Genomic DNA, 547 nt, shown 5'->3' with positions numbered 1-547 from the left:
GCGGCACTTAACCACTTTAAGTCTAGCTTAGGATTTTCCTTAACAAATGCACAGAGTCGAGTCATAAGCGAAATTGAAAATGATATCCAATCCCACTCGCCCATGATGCGATTAGTTCAAGGAGATGTCGGCTCTGGTAAAACAGTTGTTGCGGCAAGTGCCCTGATCCATGCTGCTAAAGCGGGATTTCAGGCAGTCTTTATGGCACCCACAGAGCTATTAGCAGAACAACATGCGATCAACTTAGAAAAGTGGCTCACGCCACTTGGGATCAATACCACGCTCTTAACCGGAAAGTTAACAGAGAAACAGAAAAGAGAGCGCATCAAACAGATTGCATCAGGGGAGATCTCTGTCATTATTGGAACCCATGCACTCTTTCAAGAAAGCGTTAGTTATCATGCACTCAATCTTGTTGTGATTGATGAACAGCATCGCTTTGGTGTTGAACAGCGTTTAATGTTACAAAAAAAAGCACCAGAAGGCTTCACGCCACATCAACTGATGATGACAGCGACACCTATTCCACGAACGTTGGCGATGACAC

Annotated in this window: 1 protein-coding gene; it reads left to right on the top strand. The window is 44.6% G+C overall.

Annotation, left to right across the window (positions count from 1 at the left end; all coding sequences use genetic code 11):
• Positions 1–547 (top strand): DEAD/DEAH box helicase (locus tag FK268_RS26160; RefSeq protein WP_146437900.1); only part of this gene is annotated, 547 nt, incomplete at both ends.

Source organism: Tsukamurella sputi (assembly GCF_007858445.1).
Classification (GTDB): domain Bacteria; phylum Actinomycetota; class Actinomycetes; order Mycobacteriales; family Mycobacteriaceae; genus Tsukamurella; species Tsukamurella sputi.
This window is presented reverse-complemented; position numbering and strand designations above follow the sequence as displayed.